Annotated in this window: 16 protein-coding genes; 2 read left to right on the plus strand and 14 right to left on the minus strand. The window is 33.4% G+C overall.

The genetic code is table 11. The features are described from left to right. Nucleotides 1-2: 2 nt before the first annotated feature. The 14 genes from IE051_RS14600 to IE051_RS14665 form a co-directional block, all read right to left on the minus strand. The gene (locus IE051_RS14600; protein WP_229796829.1) at nt 3-848 is read right to left on the minus strand and encodes an alpha/beta fold hydrolase; all 846 of its coding nucleotides are present in this window, start codon (nt 846-848) and stop codon (nt 3-5) included. A gap of 135 nt (nt 849-983) precedes the next feature. Then, a complete protein-coding gene (atpG, locus tag IE051_RS14605; protein ID WP_189361962.1) occupies nt 984-1,844 on the minus strand; it encodes an ATP synthase F1 subunit gamma in 861 nt (286 codons plus the stop codon). 45 nt (nt 1,845-1,889) lie between these two features. Further along, nucleotides 1,890-3,470, minus strand: a complete 1,581-nt coding sequence (atpA, locus tag IE051_RS14610) for a F0F1 ATP synthase subunit alpha (protein WP_189361964.1) — start codon at nt 3,468-3,470, stop codon at nt 1,890-1,892. Between the two features lie 29 nt (nt 3,471-3,499). Continuing rightward, on the minus strand, nt 3,500-4,036 hold the full coding sequence (atpH, locus tag IE051_RS14615) for an ATP synthase F1 subunit delta (protein ID WP_189361966.1): 537 nt from the start codon (nt 4,034-4,036) through the stop codon (nt 3,500-3,502). 6 nt (nt 4,037-4,042) lie between these two features. Beyond that, nucleotides 4,043-4,543, minus strand: a complete 501-nt coding sequence (locus IE051_RS14620) for a F0F1 ATP synthase subunit B (protein ID WP_189361968.1) — start codon at nt 4,541-4,543, stop codon at nt 4,043-4,045. Nucleotides 4,544-4,618: 75 nt separating this feature from the next. Continuing rightward, nucleotides 4,619-4,810: an ATP synthase F0 subunit C gene (gene atpE / locus IE051_RS14625; protein WP_046746066.1), complete on the minus strand. Its 192-nt coding sequence runs from the start codon at nt 4,808-4,810 to the stop codon at nt 4,619-4,621. 36 nt (nt 4,811-4,846) lie between these two features. Beyond that, nucleotides 4,847-5,923 carry a F0F1 ATP synthase subunit A gene (gene atpB / locus IE051_RS14630; RefSeq protein WP_189361970.1) on the minus strand — a complete coding sequence of 359 codons (1,077 nt, stop codon included), beginning with the start codon at nt 5,921-5,923 and terminating at the stop codon, nt 4,847-4,849. 102 nt (nt 5,924-6,025) lie between these two features. Beyond that, complete coding sequence (locus IE051_RS14635) at nt 6,026-6,424, minus strand: DUF6168 family protein (RefSeq protein ID WP_189361972.1); 399 nt, start codon at nt 6,422-6,424, stop codon at nt 6,026-6,028. Further along, on the minus strand, nt 6,421-6,654 hold the full coding sequence (locus tag IE051_RS14640) for an AtpZ/AtpI family protein (protein ID WP_189361974.1): 234 nt from the start codon (nt 6,652-6,654) through the stop codon (nt 6,421-6,423). The genes IE051_RS14635 and IE051_RS14640 overlap by 4 nt, the downstream gene beginning before the upstream one ends. After that, nucleotides 6,611-7,030 (minus strand): bactofilin family protein, encoded by a 420-nt coding sequence (locus IE051_RS14645; RefSeq protein ID WP_189361976.1) that lies wholly within the window; start codon nt 7,028-7,030, stop codon nt 6,611-6,613. Before IE051_RS14645 ends, IE051_RS14640 begins: the two co-directional genes overlap by 44 nt. Nucleotides 7,031-7,047: 17 nt before the next feature. Further along, nucleotides 7,048-9,600, minus strand: a complete 2,553-nt coding sequence (gene porW / locus IE051_RS14650) for a type IX secretion system periplasmic lipoprotein PorW/SprE (RefSeq protein WP_189361979.1) — start codon at nt 9,598-9,600, stop codon at nt 7,048-7,050. A gap of 279 nt (nt 9,601-9,879) precedes the next feature. After that, on the minus strand, nt 9,880-10,575 hold the full coding sequence (locus IE051_RS14655; protein ID WP_189361981.1) for an ABC transporter ATP-binding protein: 696 nt from the start codon (nt 10,573-10,575) through the stop codon (nt 9,880-9,882). 23 nt (nt 10,576-10,598) lie between these two features. Then, entirely contained in the window at nt 10,599-12,071 is a 1,473-nt protein-coding gene (locus IE051_RS14660) for a DUF5687 family protein (protein WP_189361983.1), read from the minus strand. Nucleotides 12,072-12,133: 62 nt separating this feature from the next. Further along, nucleotides 12,134-12,541: a DUF2059 domain-containing protein gene (locus tag IE051_RS14665; protein ID WP_189361985.1), complete on the minus strand. Its 408-nt coding sequence runs from the start codon at nt 12,539-12,541 to the stop codon at nt 12,134-12,136. A 372-nt stretch (nt 12,542-12,913) separates the two neighbouring features. Between IE051_RS14665 and IE051_RS14670 the strand changes: the two genes are divergently transcribed. Together IE051_RS14670 and IE051_RS14675 are read left to right on the plus strand one after the other, a co-directional pair. Then, nucleotides 12,914-13,969, plus strand: coding sequence for a ferredoxin--NADP reductase (locus IE051_RS14670; RefSeq protein WP_189361987.1), 1,056 nt, complete (start codon nt 12,914-12,916; stop codon nt 13,967-13,969). Nucleotides 13,970-14,634: 665 nt separating this feature from the next. Continuing rightward, nucleotides 14,635-17,703, plus strand: a complete 3,069-nt coding sequence (locus tag IE051_RS14675) for a SusC/RagA family TonB-linked outer membrane protein (protein WP_189361990.1) — start codon at nt 14,635-14,637, stop codon at nt 17,701-17,703.

Genomic DNA, 17,703 nt, shown 5'->3' on the forward strand with positions numbered 1-17,703 from the left:
AATTATTCTAATTCAGTTTTAATTTGGTTTAAAAACCATTCTGGTTGATCATACATTATAAAATGCGCTGAACCTTTGGCGTATTTAATAGTATAGTTATCAAGATTCATATATTGCGTGTTATAGTTCTTTTTAGCATTTTCTTGACCATATGGTTCAGTAGCCGCTAAAATAGTCACAGGAACCTTTATGGCTGCAATAGGTTCCCGCAAATCTAATTTCATTAAATCTGTATAACCATAGACATAAGTCGCTCTATCTGCCTTTAAAATCCAATCTTTAATGAGCACTTGCTTATCTTCTTTTGAAGTCATACCCTTTGCCATTTGGGTAGCCATGGTTCCAAAAGCCTGAGCATTCATTTCCAAAGATTGCCTGTTATAGGGGTTATCATACTTTACGTTTTCACTTTTAAAATTAGGCATCATCAAAGCACCAATGGAAGGTAAGGCATCTACAACAATTACTTTTTTAAACTTGGCGTCTGGATCAGTAGCCAACCACAATCCAAGAGAACCTCCTAAACTATGACCTATAATTATTGATTCTTCTAAATGCTTATCAGATATATACCTTGCCACCCCTTCTTTAACTTTTGGTAACCATGGCTTTTCTATAGGTGCTACATCACCAAATCCGGCAAACGTAAATATATGGCATTGATTTGTTTTTGATAGGTCCTCTACAAGGTCATTCCAAACATCACCAGTACACGCAAATCCAGGGAATAATAAAACGGGGGTGCCATGCCCAACAACATCTACTTTAAAAGATGGGTTTTCTCCAGCATTTAACAACATACTGAAAGACATAACTATTAAAAATACAAAGGTTTTAATTAATTTCATGATATACATTTTAAATTGATTTTCCCTTTAGATTCAAAATCAAAAAAATGTTACATAAAATTTAAAAAAATAAAAGCCCCACTAAAAAGTGAGGCTTTCATATATGAAGATTCTTCAGTATTCCGAAGAATTGTTTTAATTATTTAAAGCTTCAGCACCACCAACTATCTCAAGGATTTCATTAGTAATCGCCGCTTGACGCGCTTTATTGTACGTTAATTTTAATTGATCTCTCAATTCGGTAGCATTATCCGTTGCTTTATGCATCGCCGTCATACGAGCTCCGTGTTCTGAAGCAAATGAATCTCTAATACCTTTGTATAACTGAGTTTTTAAAGACTTAGGAATAAGTTCTTCAACAATCTCAATTTTAGAAGGTTCAAAAATATAATCTGCATTATTATTGGCATCACCTTCAACAGGAACAATTGGTAAAAACTGTTCAGTCATTACAATTTGGGTCGCTGCATTTTTGAATTTGTTATAAACTATTTCAATTTTATCAAACTCACCTGCTACGAATTTATCCATTAAAAGTTCGGCGATTTCAGCAACATTTTCAAATGTTAAATCATCAAATACTTCACTTTTATTGGCTATAACCTTATCCGTTTTTTTAAATGCATCATTTGCCTTTTTACCTATAACTAAATAAGACACTTCTTGATTAGCATAAGTTTCAGAAGTAAGTCGATTAACTTCCTTAATGATGTTTGAATTAAAAGCTCCAGCTAAACCCCTATTTGAAGTAATAGGCACAAGAAGCACCTTCTTTAATTCACGGTTTTCAGAATAAGCACTGCCAGAATCTGCATCTAAAGTTGCACTTAAACTTTGTAAAAGTTCTGTTAACTTATCTGCATAAGGACGCATTGCTGTAATAGCATCTTGTGCCTTCTTTAACTTTGCAGCCGATACCATTTTCATGGCACTGGTAATCTGCATCGTTGAAGATACTGATGATATTCTGTTACGTATTTCCTTTAAATTTGCCATATTTTAAAATATGAAATAGGATTCCCACTTTCGTGGGAATCGTAATTATGCTATATATTTTCCTGATAAATCTTTTGCTACAGCTGTTAAAGTATCTGTAACCTCATCAGTTAATTTTCCTGCTTTTAATGTGCTTAATACATCTGCATGCTTAGCTTTCAAGAATTCTATAAAATCTCTTTCAAATTCCTTAACTTTTTCAACAGGCACATCTCTCAATAAGTTTTTAGATCCTGCATAAATGATAGCAACTTGATCTTCAACTGTAAACGGATCGTTTTGAGCTTGCTTTAATATTTCAACGTTACGTTTTCCTTTTTCAATTACATTTAAAGTAACAGCATCTAAATCAGAACCAAACTTAGCAAAAGCTTCTAATTCACGAAACTGCGCTTGATCTAATTTTAATGTACCAGCTACTTTTTTCATAGATTTAATCTGAGCATTACCACCAACACGAGACACTGAGATACCTACGTTAATAGCTGGACGAACACCAGAGTTAAATAAATCTCCATCTAAGAAGATCTGACCATCTGTAATAGAAATTACATTGGTTGGAATATATGCAGAAACGTCACCTGCTTGTGTTTCAATAATTGGTAAAGCTGTTAAAGAACCACCACCTTTTACTAATGGCTTTAATGAATCAGGTAAATCATTCATGTCTTTAGCAATAGAATCATCATTGATAACTTTTGCAGAACGCTCTAATAATCTAGAGTGTAAGTAGAAAACGTCACCTGGATACGCCTCACGTCCTGGTGGACGACGTAATAATAAAGATACCTCACGGTAAGCAACCGCTTGCTTAGATAAATCATCATAAACAATTAAAGCTGGTCTACCAGTATCTCTAAAATACTCACCAATCGCAGCACCTGCCATTGGGGCGTATACTTGCATTGGAGCAGGATCAGATGCGTTTGCCGCAACAATAGTAGTATAAGCTAATGCGCCTTTTTCTTCTAATGTTTTAGCAATTAAAGCTACTGTTGATGCTTTTTGACCAACGGCAACATAGATACAATAAACAGGCTCACCTGCATCATAAAATTCTTTTTGATTTAAGATGGTATCAATACAAACAGCTGTTTTACCAGTTTGACGGTCACCAATAACCAACTCACGTTGACCACGACCTACAGGAATCATCGCATCAATAGATTTGATACCAGTTTGTAATGGCTCAGTTACTGGCTCACGGAAAATAACACCAGGCGCTTTACGCTCAAGTGGCATTTCGTAAGTCTTACCAGAAATTGGACCTTTACCATCAATAGGATTTCCTAAAGTATCAACAACACGCCCAACAATTCCTTCACCAACATTGATAGAAGCAATACGTCCTGTACGTTTTACTGTAGAACCTTCTCTAACACCTACAGATCCACCTAATAACACGATACCAACGTTATCTTCTTCAAGATTTAGTACAATACCCTCTAAGCCGCCTTCGAATTCCACTAACTCACCATATTGAGCGTTAGACAATCCGTAAGCACGTACAATACCATCACCTACAGTTAATACAGTTCCTACTTCATCTAATGAAGCACTAGCCTCAAAACCTGAAAGTTGTTTTTTTAAGATTGCTGATATTTCAGCTGGTTTTACTTCTGCCATCTTATTATTTATTTAGATATATAAATATCTTAGTTTAATGTAAATTCTCTTTTTAAATTGTTTAACTGATTTGCAACACTTGCGTTGTATTGCATATCACCTATACGTAAAATGAAACCACCTAAAATGCTTTCATCAATAATATTTTCTACTTCAACAGTTTTGCCTGTAAGTGCTTTAGCTTTAGCTAATACTTGCTTCTTTAAATCTGCTGTTAAAGCTACTGCTGTTGTTACAGTTCCAAACTCGATACCTTTTGATACATCAAATAACGTATTGTACTTTGAAGCAACCTGTCCTAAAAGGTCAATTCTGTTATTTGTGATTAAAACATCGATTAAGCTTAATGTAGTTTTGTTAGATTTTGAAAAAACTTCTAATAAAACTGCTTTTTTAGCTGAAGAAGGTACTACAGGACTTTGAAGCATCTCGCTTAAATCTTTAGTTTCTAAAATGGTATTTGCAATTAGCTTCATATCAGTATTCACAACATCCGCTGTTTTTTGATCTGATGCTAAGCTCAGTACCGCCTTTGCGTAACGTATTGCTGCTCTTGCTCCCGCCATTATATCTTATTTTGAGGTTTTTTCAGCTAACATAGTCTCAACCAATTCTAATTGCTTGCCTTTGTTAGATAATTCAGTGCGTACTACTTTCTCAGCTATCTCCAATGATAAACTAGCAACGTGATTTTTAAGTTCCTCCATTGCTGCTTTCTTTTCACTTTCAATAGCCGCTTGTGCTTGCTCTATTATTTTATTAGCTTGTTCTTGAGCTTCACCCTTAGCAGTTTCAATTGTATTGTTTTTGATATCACGTGCTTCTTTTAACATTGCCTCACGTTCTGCTCTAGCTTCTTTTAATAACTTTTCATTATCAGCTTGAAGATTAGTCATTTCTAATTTTGCCTTTTCAGCAGAATCTAAGGCATCTTTAATACCATCTTCACGCTTTTCAACAGCATCCAGAATAGGTTTCCAAGCAAATTTTCTTAAAAGCAAAACTAGTCCTATGAACAATACCAATTGCCAGAAGAATAATCCTATTGAAAACTCATTAATTAACTTTTCCATTTATCTATATTAATTTTAATACGTAATCATTTTAAAAAACAGCTTTAACCAACCGTTAAAGCTGTTTTTGTTTTCTTAAGCTGCAAATAAAGCAGCAAATCCAATACCTTCAATAAGTGCTGCTGCAATAAGCATAGCTGTTTGGATTTTTCCAGAAGCTTCTGGTTGACGTGCAATGGCATCCATTGCAGATCCACCAATTTTACCGATACCTAAACCAGCACCAATAACGATTAAACCTGCTCCTACAATGTTTGGAATTGTCATAATGTATATATATATTAAAAATTAAACATTCTTTTTTTAGTGGTCATCATGATGTTCTTCAACAGCCGACCCGAAATACAAAGCAGATAACATCGTAAAGATATACGCCTGCAATGCCGCAACTAAAAGTTCTAACAAGGACAAAGCAAATGCTAAACCAAATGATAATGAACTTCCAATCCAGTTTTTAAATATGAACATTAAACCAATGATACTCATTAATACAATGTGACCCGCAGTAATATTAGCGTACAAACGAATCATTAATGAAAATGGCTTAATAATAGTTCCCAACAATTCTATTGGTGCTAAAATAATCTTCATGGGTGTTGGCACCCCTGGCATCCAGAATATGTGCCCCCAGTAATTTTTATTAGCAGTAAATGTTGTTAAGAAATATGTTATTAATGCTAAAGCTAATGTTACAGCAATATTATTAGTAACATTTACCCCTAGTGGAGTCAATCCTAATAAGTTAATAATCCAAATAAAGAAAAATACAGTTAATAAGTAAGGCATATACCTTTTGTATTTCTTCACTCCAATATTAGGAACAGCAATATCATCTCTAATGTACAAGATAATTGGCTCTAAAAACCTACCCATTCCTTTAGGCATACTTCCTGTTTTGTATTTCTTAGCCATTCTGCTAAACATAACAAACATGAATAGGCCTACTAAAAATATTGTGAATACATTTTTGGTTATAGAGAAGTCTATTGGCTTTACATTTGTTGGGTGGTGGTGATCATCAAGATCAATAGTTCCAGCAGCGTCGGTTTTGTATACCTTATTGTGATATAAAGCATAATAATCTCCGTTAACTTCAGCTACAGATTCACCGTGGTGAAATTTTGAAGATGAAAATACTTTCAACCCATTATCCCATAAAATAACTGGCAAAGGAAAACCAATATATTTATGCTCTCCAGCATCTGTTGTATAGGATGTTAAACTAAAATCATGCGTATCGAGTAAGTGATGATTTATGTATTCTTTTATTTCAGTTTTTATATCTCCCTCTCCTTCATGTTTTTCTTCTTTTGCAAAAGAAAATGCTGTAACCATTAAGAAGAATAAACAAATCGTTTTTCTAGAAATAATATTTTGCATATCACTTAATATAAATAGTGGCTTAAAAATCGGTGCAAAGGTATGTTTTTATCTCAAAAGCAAAAAACAAATTTTAATATTATTTATGAGCTTCTATTTAAACTATTTAGAATTATCCAAACTATTCAGAAACTTTGATAAAACAACGCTTTCTGTAATGAGGCAAATGGCATACGGAATAAAAAAAGTTAAAAACTCTAAGCGCGTTAAATCACCATCAGCATTATATTCAGGATAGAATAGCACAAAAAAGAATACAAACTTTAACAGACTAGCCCCCATAAACAAAAACCCCAATTGGTCTTGAAGTTTTTTCTTAAAAACAAACAAAAGAATTATCACCCCACAAGCCAACAGGATGTTAATAGCATAGGAATATAGCAATTGATAAACTGTAACAGCACTCTCAATTAACCGGTTTATTAAAAAATGAATTAAAAAGGCAATGGCCCCAACAATAACTACTGTAAAGCAGTTACTACTAAGTGTTTTTAAAGTCAAGGGTTTAGCTTCTTTATTTGTTTTAGCACGGCGTACAAAGAAATACCCACGCCTAATAAGGTGAAAATAATTAAAAAGGTCTTACCGGAATTCCCTAACCTAACATCTAACCATTTACCAAATATCACAAAAAGATAAATGGTAATACCCATCTGAAAGGCAATTCCAGATAAAGCAGCAATTTGTTTAAGCTGTTCTTTCCGATTTTGATTTTTGTTGTTGCCCGCCATTATTAATATCTTTTACCGAGCCTTTCATTACACAGGTCACATTAAATGTTGCTCCTGGCTCAACAGCAAGTTTTCCAACTACAACTTCGCCTTCAACATGTGCTGAGGACTTTAATGTTAATGTACCTGACAATCCTAATTTTCCAGAAAATTTACCTTCAAAATAAGCATCAGTACCGTTTAAATTACCTTTAATCAAACCTGCTTTTCCAACAACAACCTTGCCTGATGTATTAATATTACCTTCTATAGTACCATCAATTCTAAAATCACCTTCACTATTAAAGTCGCCTACCATTTTTGTGCCTTGAGCTACAATATTTTGGCTTGTTGATCCTTCTGTCATTTGTTTGTCTTTTTTATTTTCTGAAAACATAGTAATACTTTTTAAGGTTAATTATTATAGAGATTCAAATATGCATCCAAATTTTTATGAATTTGAATTATTTGATAGTTTGTAGATGACACTACAAAATAGGGGGGTTTTATTTTATTCTTATCTTTTTTCACAATGAGTTGCTCAAAGTTTTCTGCGACTTGCTTAGAATTTATACCATGAACAATAACAAAACTTGTTTTGGGGTCATAAACATCTAATGATGACTTCAATTTATAATATTTTACATGTTTTAAAACCGTATCTAAAGTTGTCTTAAATCCTAATATTTCGTCTTGCTTTTGCTCGTTAAATTTGAAAACAACTTTATGTCCAACTGACAGACTATCAACAGATTCAACAAATTCAGTGCCCGCTAATTTAGGCAAAATATTTGATTCTATGTTCTTAGCTTGTTTCCCTTCTGGCGTATTGGCATAAGTCACTGCTAAATAATTTATAGCTTTTTTATAGGTTTCATAACCGTATAAACGGCCTTTTGCAGTAGCTTTTAATAATTCAAACTTTGGCACAATGGCATCACCATCAAACCTATTGATATAATCCTCACTTTTTGAAATAACCTCAGCATATTCTTGGTTTTCATGCTGAACATATAAGGCTTCATACAAACTTTGTGGACTATTTTCATCTCGTCCTGACACCAATTCAGGATTCTTTAAAATCGTTGTATACCTTGAATCTGGGTATGTGTTTATAATATTATTTTTCGCTATTTCAGCTTCATCATGCTCACCAAGTAATTCATAAATCTTGTACAAATTATATTTAGAAGGCAATATGAGTCTTTCCTCTGGATTACTTTCAAGCAGATTAAGAAACTTACTTTTAGCTAATTCATATTCCTTAAATTTCTCTTTATAAATAAGTCCCAGCTGATAATAGGCGTAATTTCTATCTTTTGAAATGCTATCAATTTCTTTCTCTTCAGTTGGAATTTTTGAAATATAAAAGTCTGGGTTAAACTTTTCATCATCAGAAACGGGTGCTACGATATCAATATCAGTATTACCAGGGTTTAAACCAGAAACACCTTTACTAGACAATCTCCAATTATCTTCTAAAGGTCTATTTCCCCATATCTTCACAAATTCATTTTTTCCATAGGATACAGTCGTGGGGTTATAAAAATAAAACAAGGTCGCTTGGTCTGAACCGCCTTGCGCACTGCGTCCAATTTGATTATTAACCGTAACTAAGCCATTATTTCGCTCTGCGGCTTCTGTACGCTCTTTTTCTTCTTCAGCTTTCCGTTTTAACTCATCTACGTAATTATTAAAATATTTACTACGTTGATCATCCGGCATATGTACCAAATTTAAAACACTATCATTTACTCGAGCAACACCCTCATAGAAAATAACATCATTTAAATTATCTCGTTTTCTTTTTATAACACGATATGGTTTTGAATTTAGCGGCAAAACACTCATGGTGCTGTCATAATACTCACCGGCATCAGCATAAACTGAACCATCAAAATACATATCACCAAGGGTTTCATAGTTTTTCGCCTTCAGATAACTATCTTGAGAATTCGTTCTTAGTGATTTATTGTAATAAGCAATGGCCAATGAATCTGATTCTATATTTCTATAAAACTCAGCGGTATGGTGATATATCTTATCTAAAAACGGACGATTTTCTCTATTTTCTTCCAATTCTCGCAAAAATGCCGCTACCTCATATCTATCATCATGTTCAGGATCAAAATTCTTAACCTTTTCAAGATGCGCAGCAATCATATATATTCTTGGTGTCTTTCTATTTAATTCAATGACTTTATCAAAAACACTATTTGCGCTGTCTTTTAGTCCTAATTTATTATATAATTGACCTTGAATAAAGCGATACCTTCCTCGTTCATCATGACTGGTTGTAACTTGAGAAGCCGTTTCTAAATGCGTAATGGCGGTATCTATAACTTTAGTATTTATGTAGGCTTGGGCTAAAGTTGAAGTTGCATCTGCCAATTCTTGACCCTCAATATCTTCCTGTCGCAACAAACGCTTTAGATTCTTTATGGCTAACTCATTATTATCCAAACGCATATTGGTTTTTTCCCTCCAAACCTTTGCCTGATTAATTTTATCACTTGCCGCGTATTTATAAAGAATATAGTTAAAGGCCTCTAAAGCGGGAATAAAGCGTTCATCGAAATATCTCGATTTCCCTAAGAGCATATAGGCCTCATCCATTTGAGGGTTTTTTTCCTTACCCTCTATATTCATGCTGTGTTTCTGAATGGCCTTGATTGCTTTTTCCTCAGCTCTTGTGAAATTTTCGTTTTTTGATTGTCCCGGTATTATAATTTCTTCTGAAAGTTGCATGCGCTCTACAGGTAGCACATCCCAATAATTATCAAAGTATGATGCGTTTAGCGCTTCTTTCCCTTGCTCTAAGGCAATAGAGCCATTGTACAAAATATTATATTCAGTACTAAGGGCATGCATGTTTCTGCTCACAAACTTGTCCTTTTTTCTAGAACAACTTAATGCGAACAAGGCACAAATGGTAAAGGTTAATATGACTTTAAAAGATGTTTTCATTTACTCGAAAATTTCTATTCCATTGGAATAAAACAAAAATTCATACATAAATCAACCACTTTACTTTAGTATAAACCATTAAATTTCTCATAAATTGTCAAGAAAGATAATCCTTTAAACACGTTTCAACACTGGCATTTTTAGTCTGAATAATAACTGTAATATGCTGTAATTATTATATAACTGGGTAAAAATAAACATCTTTTTGAATTATTGCCTGTAATATGCAGAAATTACATGAATTCAATAATAAAAGGCTAGGTAAAAATTTAATATATTCTAATTAGAAAAATGAGTTTCTAACTCTTTTAAAGTCGCTGCACTTGTAGCTAAGTCTTTAACAACTTCACCTTTTTCCAAAACTACAATACGTTCGCAAACGTCTGTTACATGCAATAAATCATGACTAGAAATTAAAACGGTAACGCCTTTTGCTTCTGCTAAATCTTTTATTATTTCTTTTAGTCGTATTTGAGTTGTTGGATCTAAATTAGCAAAAGGCTCATCCAATATCACCACCTCCGGATTACCAATAAGGGCTGCAACAATGCCTGCTTTTTTCTGGTTTCCCTTACTTAAATCACGTAAATACTTCTTTTGACCTAAAATTTCACCATGAAAAAAATCTTCAAACTGTGCTACAAGTGCATCCACATCGGCCTTACTTTGCCCACGCAATTCACCAATAAAGTAAAAATATTCTTCAGCGGTTAGGTAACCAATTAAAAAACTTTCATCTATAAAAGCGGATGTAAAGGGTTTCCAATCTTCACTGGCATTAACAGAAACACCATTGTTATTTATAAACCCTGTAGTAGGTTGTATCAAATCTAAAAGCAAACTAAAATACGTTGTTTTTCCTGCGCCATTATTACCTACCAAACCAAAACTTTGACCTTTAGGAATCTCTAAGTGTTCTATACTTAAAACTAGATTCTCGTTATATTTTTTTGAAAGATTAGTTGTAACAATCATGATTTAAATAATTTTTAAAAGACCTACTTTTTTTCTGCGAAAGCAGCAATGGTTTTATACTTCCCTTTTTGATAAACCCCTTCAATTTTACTTAAAAAGAAATTTCTGAAAACAATGCCTAAAACACCACTTAAAGCAAGAACAATAAGCCCTGCTTGAAAGTTTATAATTTTGTAAGGCACATAAAAAAGCAGCATAGGCAGCACTAATTTAGGCAAAGCAATGAGCATCTGTGTAGGATTGAATCCATTGGTATTACTAAATGCTTTGGCCTTTACATTCAATTCTATAGGCACTCTATTTAATGCACCTCCAAACAATGTTATAAATGAGTTCAACCCAATATTAAATAGGGCTCCAGCGGCAATCATTCCAAAAATATCCCATCCAAAATATAAATATGGGATGCTCAGAATAAAGGAAACAAAAACTGCAACAACCATTAAATACCATTTCGATTCTAAATATTTACTATATGGTATATTCTGACTCATTAACAACTTATAATACTCGCTATCCCAAGAAGGCACCAATTGCCCAAATGTCATTAAAAAACCTCCTGTTACAAACATAGAGGCAAAAGCCAAAAAAGCAGGCATGTTTTTGTACGCACTTTGCGTATAAAAAAACAAGCCATAAAAAAGGAACAACCCCGACATTAACAACACTTGTTTTGGTCGTGCATTTCTCAAAATTAAACGTATATCGTTTTTTAAAAACACAGCTACACTACCAAATCTATTTACCCAATTTAAATCTAAACTTTTTACACGATCTGCCTTTTTAGAAATAGCGCCATCCAAATAAAACCCTTTTCTTATATCCGAGTAATTTTTTTTGTACAATAAAAACAAGAACAATAGTGGTATAATCACTAAATAAGGTTGCTGATAAAGCATATTAAAAGCTTTACCAATAGGCTCTGAAATTTTAAAAAAACCATAGGTTTCTAAACCTAAAAAAACGAACAAAACACCTGCAATACTGTAAAAAAATGTGTTGTTTTTATTAATCAAAAAATTTATAAAATTGACACAAAATGTCAAGATAATAATAGATAAAAACCAACAAAACACATTGACAACCGCATAGCCTTGTACTAATAGCACAATACTAAAAGGTAAAAAGATAAAAAGGGCAATACAATTAAAAAATGACAAGGCGGTTTTTCCCAGTAAATAATGAATAACTGTGTTTCGCTTTATTGGAATAGTCATCAAAGGTTTAATATTCATCACAGGCAGCTGCTGTAGAAAAAACCGGATCACTATATCAAATAAAAACCAATAAATTAAAAAATTATTAACGAGAATTATTGGGTCTAAATCAGGCTTAATTTTTTTGGCAATAAAAAACAAACCAACGCCTAACATGATGGCAGCACCTCCAAAATATATGGCAGCCAAAAACAGTAGTATTTTAATGGCAATACCCTTTTGAAAATAAGAGGCTCTGCTAAACTGTTTCCACTCTAAGTTAAAAAACAACCGAATCATAAGGCGTTTTGTTTTCGTTTAAGACTATTATCTAGTTGACATCCACACAATGAATCTCAAGATTACATCATGTGTTTTTGCGCAATTTTCTGAACTTTTGCTCCCCAAGCCTGTCCAAAAGACATCGCTCTTTGGGTTAGGTCTAACTGTTTTTCTGCTAATTTCTTTCCTAAATCTGTTTCATAAAAGACAACCAATGCTTTAATTTCTTCTTGAGTAAATTCAGTCATATACAATTCTGCTATTTGACCATATATATCGCCTAAAGTACCTTGAGCCTCATTTAAATAGGCCGCTTTATTGGCTTCTGGTACCATAGTACCAATTTGAGTAATGGCGTTTTCAAAGGCTGCGCCAGCTCCTGTAGTTTTAATAAATTCAACAGTTTCTTTTTTGAATTCAGAATTTTCTTGTGCTTGACAAAAACTAACAGCGATTAAAACAAGGCTAGCAAATAAAAAATTTTTCATTTTAAAAAATTAAATGGGTTATTGAAAAGGTTATATGTTGGTACAACAAAAAGTTGAAACGTTACAATGTTTTTTTGAAATGAATAACTAAATATACATGTTTCCAAATTTTATAGACTACATAATTTGCAATATAAAACAACCATATACTAAATAAAAATACCACCTGTCTAATTTTAGACCTTCGCACCAATAGATATACCCAATATCATCATTATGTCTTAATTTATATTAAACTGAACAGCATAAAACTATTTGTTTGTTGAAAATCATCTGCCATAATTATAACTCAGTATCTTTCCTCTTGCTTTTTTTACGAAAAGTGTTCCTCATTTTTAAAGGCTTCACTATTTTTGTAGAAAATAATTTTACATGTCTTCATTCTATAAACTTTCGGTTAAAAATATTAATAGAGAAACTGATAAAGCAATTAGCATTTCATTTAATATTCCAGAAAACCTAAAAGACACATTTGCTTTTAAAGCTGGTCAATATATAACACTAAAAACCGAAATTAATGGCAATGAAGTACGACGTGATTATTCCCTTTGCGTTGCTCCAAAAAGTGGAGAAATAAAAGTAGCCGTTAAAGAAGTTAAGGACGGTACCTTTTCGGCTTATGCAAATAAATCTTTAAAAGTGGGAGACTCTATTGAGGTAGCACCACCTAAAGGTCGTTTTGTTTTTGAACCCAATGATTCAAAGACAAAAAACATTGCTCTTTTTACAGCTGGTAGTGGTATTACTCCTATTTTAAGTATTATAAAATGTGCTTTAGAAGAAGAAGTATATAGTAAAGTTATTCTAGTTTATGGAAATAAGACTACTAAAGACACCATGTTCCTTAATGAGCTTTTAGATTTACAGCACCAATATAAAGAACGTTTCTCTATACAATTTGTATTTAGTCAGCAAGATGAGGAAAATGCAATTTTTGGAAGAATTGAGAAGAGTACTGTGAATTACGTAATGAAGAACGAGCACAAACACATAGAGGTTGACGCCTATTATTTATGTGGACCAGAAGGCATGATTCATACGGTTAAAGATGTGTTAGTTGAGCATAATATTGACGAGAATAAAATTCACTTTGAACTTTTTAAAGCCGCAAAGCCAGCTGAAGTGAAAGAAGAAGTAGTTGCTTCAGGTAACACAAGCATATCTATTACGGTTGATGAAGAAACAACGACTTTTGATATGTCTCAAAAACAAACTATTCTTGAAGCGGCTTTAGATGAAGATTTAGACGCTCCTTATTCATGTCAAGGTGGAATTTGCAGCAGTTGTTTAGCCAGAATCACTGAAGGCGCAGCTACTATGCGTCAAAACAACATTTTAACCGAAAGTGAAGTAGCTGAGGGGCTTATTTTAACCTGTCAAGCACATCCTACTACGTCAAAACTAGTCATAGACTTTGATGATGTTTAAAGGATAATTTTCAATTCTAAATTAAAACAACCGCTCTTATTAAAGTATTAGAGCCTTTTAAAAGTCAAAGGCTATTTTTTGCTTAATCCCAAATTATTTTGCGGATGACCCCGATGTTTCCGTACGTCACGTAATAGAACGCCCTAGTCAAAACAAAGATTCACAGTTTGAATCCTAGATACCATTGTACTGATGTTGTTCACATCAAATCTTATCCCTAAAGTACATACAGAAATCAACAAAGCCCACGTATACAATTACAAACAAAACATATTTTGGTGGATTAACATGCCTTAGGTTTTTGAATTCAGTTATGCTGCTCCTTCAGAAAATCATTTCAATATGAATTTCTCAGAATATTGGTATTTCAAAAAATTCAAAAAGTGATTTCTCATCTAAACCAATCTTCGTAGAAAACAATCCAACTTTACAAAACTGCATCAAATTCACATAAACTCAAAAAAGATATTCGTTTTATGTGTTTAATTAAAAATTACCACCCAATACATTATAATCTTTCAATAAAACCCTGTAATTCTTGAGTGTTTATTTATATGTTACATGCTTTTGACTATATGTTGTATGCCTGAACTTATATCCATGCTAAGTTTGTCTTGATATTTTATTTAACTATTTATTAACTATACTAAGAGACATTGACGCTTATGAAATCAACAAAATTACTCAAGCTAAAATTTCAACATCGTTTCCTGATGTTGTTCATGGCTTTGCTAGCTGGTACCGCGCTAGCAAGTGCCCAAAACCTATCAATTAGCGGTACAATTACTGATGAGAATAACCAACCTTTGGCAGGCGCAAACGTATTGGTAAAAAACACCTCTAATGGTGCTCAAACAGATTTTGATGGCAACTTTTCTATTTCAGCTGCAACTGACGCTATTTTAGTCATAAGCTATATGGGATTTGTTACACAGGAAATTCCAGTGAACGGTAAAACCACTATAAATGCAATTCTTATCGAAGATGCCAGTCAGCTTGATGAAGTTGTAATAGTAGGATATGGTAAACAAAAGAAATCTGATTTAACTGGTGCTGTCGCACAAGTGGGCTCCAAAGAAATTGAAAAATACACCTACAGTGATGCCACACAAGCCTTACAAGGACGTATGGCTGGTGTAAATGTATCGCAACAAGGAGGTGCGCCTGGGGCAAATTCAGTAATAACCATTAGAGGTACTGGAACATTCTCCAATAACGGACCTCTATTTGTAATAGATGGTATGATCACCGGAAGTATGGATTCTGTCAACCCTAATGATATAGAAAGTGTTTCGGTTTTAAAGGATGCCTCTGCAACTGCAATCTACGGTTCCAGAGCAGCAAATGGTGTTGTTATTGTAACCACTAAAAAGGGTAAAAAAGGCCAAGTAAGTATTGAACTTGACACAAACTATGGTTTTGATAAAGTTATAAATGAGGTAGATTGGGCTGATGCCAGACAATATGTAGATATTGTAAACCGCGCGAATGACACAGATGGTGTACCTAGAAAACCAGCGAATGATACCGAATTCGACCCGAATTATACGAGCAACTTATATGACGACTCTTTTAGAACAGCAGGTGTATCTAACACAAACCTTAGAATGTCTGGTGGTGGAGACCATAGTGCATACGCTCTATCTTTAAGCCACTTAGACAAAGAAGGAATTGTAAAATCTTCGGAGTTTGAAAGAACAACAGCAAGAATAAACACCAGTTTAGATAAAGGGCATTTCAAAATGGAAGCCAATGTTGGTTTAACAAGAACAATTAATAGACCAAATGTTTATTTTAATAAGGAAAGAAACCTTTTACCTACCATAAGATTAAGAAACGATGCTGGTGAGTGGAGTGCTGATGATAGAGCCGATAGAGGTATAACAACAGCCTATGGTGCTTTCTATGGTCAAGGAACCATAACCAATGAATTAGCTCTTGCTGAATTAGAACAGCGAAAAGTTAAAACAAATAGAGTAATAGGTAATATTGCAGGTTCTTATGAAATTATAGAAGGATTGACGTATAAGCTCAACTTAGGTGTTGAATCTGCTGCACGAAATAATTTCAGATTCAGTCCTGATGAACAAGTAATTTATGACGGTAGTAATAAAGCAACTTCCGAGTTCTTTGAAGAAAACAGCAATACGTTTAATACATTAATTGAAAATACATTAAACTATAATAAAACATTTAATAAACATAAAATTGATGTACTAGCTGGGTTTACACAACAAGAAAACAACAGAAGGTTTTTAGGTGTTAATGCTATTAATGCTACCAATGGCATTAGCGTTGGCCAGGCTTTTTCTAAGGACAACCTACAATCATCTACTGGACAAGATATCACATCTTCAATTCAATCCTATTTTGGTCGATTAAATTACACCTATGATGACAGATATTTACTAACGGCTAGTATTCGTCGTGATGGTTCTTCATTCTTTAAAGAAGATTTAAGATGGGGAGAGTTTCCATCATTTGCTATAGGTTGGAATTTAAGCAATGAGCAATTTATGGAGAACTTTGATGCCTTAACAAATATTAAATTAAGAGCAGGTTATGGAGAAATAGGCTCTAACAACGTTAATGCTTACGTCACTGAGCCTTCAATTAACTTGTTTAGCACCTATGTTTTAGGAAACCCAAGTTCAAGAGAAACGGGGTATGCAGTAACAAGAGGTGTTAATGAAAATATTTTTTGGGAAACTACAAAAACCACGAATGTTGGTCTAGAATTTAATGCCTTTAAAAGTAAATTAAATATTACTTTAGATTACTTTATTAAAAAGTCTGAAGATATTTTAGTCGATATTCAACTCCCTTTATATACTGGATTTGCCAATAGAATTCCATTTAATAGAGGTAGTATCGAAAATAAAGGTTTTGAATTTTTAGCTACCTATTCAGATTCATTTGGAGACTTTAATTTCAGTGTAACAGGTAACTTCTCAACCTTAGACAACAAAGTAACGTCTTTAGGTGGGCAAGCCCCAATAGTAGGCGGTGGGTTTACCTCAAACGGACTGCAAGGTACAAGAACTGATATAGGAGAACCCATAGGGTCTTTTTACGGTTATGTAACCGATGGTATTTATCAAACAGATGCCGAAGCTGATGCTGCTAATGATCAAGAAGGCAGTCCTCAGGCTGGTGATTTGAAGTTTAAAGATTTTGATGGTAATGGTATTGATCCAGAGGATCGAAGATATTTAGGCAGCCCCATTCCAAATTTTGAATATGGCTTAAATATCTCTGCAGACTATAAAAACTTTGATTTAAGTTTATTCTTTAATGGCGTTTCTGGAAACAAAATATTGAACTCTTCTATTTATAGAGGTTACTTTGATTTTAATGGTAATTATTTAGCAGATGCTACAAATGCCTGGACACCATCAAACACAAATACTAATGTACCCAGGAACACTCAAGTAGACCCAGGTTTCAACCGTAGAATGTCAGATTTTTATCTTGAAAACGGTGCATATTTCCGCTTAAGAAATGCACAAATTGGTTATACTTTACCAGACAACGTACTTGAAAAAATCAAATTACAAAAAATAAGATTATATTTTTCTGGAACAAATGTATTTACCATTTCTGATTACTCAGGATACTACCCAGAGATTGGAAGAAATTCAAGAGGAGGGACAAGTCAATTTAACAATGGCGTAGATGAAGGCGCATATCCAGTGCCAAGAACATTTCAATTAGGATTACAAGTTTCTTTTTAA

Origin of the sequence: Algibacter mikhailovii, assembly GCF_014651495.1 — a bacterium.
Lineage (GTDB): Bacteria > Bacteroidota > Bacteroidia > Flavobacteriales > Flavobacteriaceae > Algibacter_E > Algibacter_E mikhailovii.

Bases quoted from the DNA above. Each gene is read 5' to 3' on its own strand.
- IE051_RS14600 (WP_229796829.1), bottom strand. From the start codon at position 848: ATGAAATTAATTAAAACCTTTGTATTTTTAATAGTTATGTCTTTCAGT.
- atpG (WP_189361962.1), bottom strand. From the start codon at position 1,844: ATGGCAAATTTAAAGGAAATACGTAACAGAATATCATCAGTATCTTCA.
- atpA (WP_189361964.1), bottom strand. From the start codon at position 3,470: ATGGCAGAAGTAAAACCAGCTGAAATATCAGCAATCTTAAAAAAACAA.
- atpH (WP_189361966.1), bottom strand. From the start codon at position 4,036: ATGGCGGGAGCAAGAGCAGCAATACGTTACGCAAAGGCGGTACTGAGC.
- IE051_RS14620 (WP_189361968.1), bottom strand. From the start codon at position 4,543: ATGGAAAAGTTAATTAATGAGTTTTCAATAGGATTATTCTTCTGGCAA.
- atpE (WP_046746066.1), bottom strand. From the start codon at position 4,810: ATGACAATTCCAAACATTGTAGGAGCAGGTTTAATCGTTATTGGTGCT.
- atpB (WP_189361970.1), bottom strand. From the start codon at position 5,923: ATGCAAAATATTATTTCTAGAAAAACGATTTGTTTATTCTTCTTAATG.
- IE051_RS14640 (WP_189361974.1), bottom strand. From the start codon at position 6,654: ATGGCGGGCAACAACAAAAATCAAAATCGGAAAGAACAGCTTAAACAA.
- IE051_RS14645 (WP_189361976.1), bottom strand. From the start codon at position 7,030: ATGTTTTCAGAAAATAAAAAAGACAAACAAATGACAGAAGGATCAACA.
- porW (WP_189361979.1), bottom strand. From the start codon at position 9,600: ATGAAAACATCTTTTAAAGTCATATTAACCTTTACCATTTGTGCCTTG.
- IE051_RS14655 (WP_189361981.1), bottom strand. From the start codon at position 10,575: ATGATTGTTACAACTAATCTTTCAAAAAAATATAACGAGAATCTAGTT.
- IE051_RS14660 (WP_189361983.1), bottom strand. From the start codon at position 12,071: ATGATTCGGTTGTTTTTTAACTTAGAGTGGAAACAGTTTAGCAGAGCC.
- IE051_RS14665 (WP_189361985.1), bottom strand. From the start codon at position 12,541: ATGAAAAATTTTTTATTTGCTAGCCTTGTTTTAATCGCTGTTAGTTTT.
- IE051_RS14670 (WP_189361987.1), top strand. From the start codon at position 12,914: ATGTCTTCATTCTATAAACTTTCGGTTAAAAATATTAATAGAGAAACT.
- IE051_RS14675 (WP_189361990.1), top strand. From the start codon at position 14,635: ATGAAATCAACAAAATTACTCAAGCTAAAATTTCAACATCGTTTCCTG.